1 protein-coding gene is annotated in these 1,471 nt (G+C 50.1%); it reads left to right on the top strand.

The features are described from left to right. Positions 1 to 263 precede the first annotated feature (263 nt). A complete protein-coding gene (locus HMPREF1024_RS00170) occupies positions 264 to 1,340 on the top strand; it encodes an IS110 family transposase (RefSeq protein ID WP_000227969.1) in 1,077 nt (358 codons plus the stop codon). Positions 1,341 to 1,471 lie beyond the last annotated feature (131 nt).

Genomic DNA, 1,471 nt, shown 5'->3' with positions numbered 1-1,471 from the left:
AGTCTTTACCACCACTTAGTTTGCCGTTTAACCAGATTGGTGTGATTACTGATGCAGTGAAGACCTTCCCGCATCCTGACTCACACAGCGATCGACCTTTTGTGTCCTGCCCTGGACCCGTCGGTTGCCGGAAGCGCCTTCATGCGAGGCATCTCCTCACCGATGCGCGTGACTCAAGAAGGGCCTGACGGCTTGTCTCGTTACTGTCCTGTCCGGGTTATCTGTCTGGAGATTCAACTCTGTTTCCTCACAGGAGCTCTGTCATGGTTGATAAAGTTACCGAAGCTGCCGTTGTGGGTGGCGTGGATACACATAAAGATTTGCACGTTGCCGCTGTCGTAGATCAGAACAATAAAGTCCTTGGGACTCAGTATTTCTCCACAACACGACAAGGTTACCGGCAGATGCTGGCATGGATGACCTCGTTTGGGACATTAAAGCGAATTGGTGTTGAGTGCACAGGTACCTATGGTTCCGGTTTGCTTCGTTATTTTCAGAACGCCGGGTTAGAAGTTCTTGAGGTGACTGCTCCAGACCGGATGGAGCGACGCAAACGGGGTAAAAGTGACACAATTGATGCTGAATGTGCCGCTCATGCAGCATTCTCAGGCATCAGGACAGTTACTCCCAAAACGCGTGATGGCATGATTGAGTCCCTGCGGGTATTAAAAACTTGCCGAAAAACAGCAATATCAGCCCGCAGAGTCGCTCTCCAGATTATCCATTCAAATATTATCTCTGCCCCGGATGAATTACGTGAACAGCTCAGAAATATGACGCGCATGCAGCTCATCAGGACCCTGGGTTCCTGGAGACCTGATGCCAGTGAATACCGCAATGTAACCAACGTTTATCGCATTTCATTAAAGTCCCTTGCCCGACGCTATCTCGAGTTACATGACGAAATCGCTGATCTGGATGTCATGATTGCGGCAATTGTCGACGAGTTGGCACCTGAGCTGATTAAACGTAATGCTATCGGATACGAAAGCGCTTCACAGTTGCTGATCACTGCCGGAGACAATCCTCAACGGTTAAGATCAGAATCAGGATTTGCGGCACTGTGTGGTGTCAGCCCGGTCCCCGTTTCTTCTGGAAAAACGAACCGTTACCGACTTAATCGTGGTGGAGATCGTGCTGCAAATAGTGCACTTCACATCATCGCCATCGGACGCTTACGAACTGACGCAAAAACAAAGGAATATGTCGCCAGGCGTGTAGCCGAAGGACATACAAAAATGGAAGCGATACGCTGTCTAAAGCGATATATCTCCCGCGAAGTTTACACGTTACTGCGCAATCAAAACAGGCGGATCAACAGTATCCCGATAACAGCTTGACTCTTAGAAGGGCGTCCAAGGCAGCCATTAACGAGCAGGCAGTTCCGGCAGTTACGTGGCGATACCGGATCAGGCAGAGTATGAGTCGGCGTGGAAACTGCTGGGATAACAGCCCAATGGAGCGCTTCTCT

This window comes from Klebsiella sp. 4_1_44FAA, from assembly GCF_000238715.1.
GTDB lineage: Bacteria > Pseudomonadota > Gammaproteobacteria > Enterobacterales > Enterobacteriaceae > Klebsiella > Klebsiella pneumoniae.
Note: the sequence above shows the minus strand (reverse complement) of the source record. Positions and strands in the feature narration are given on the sequence as shown.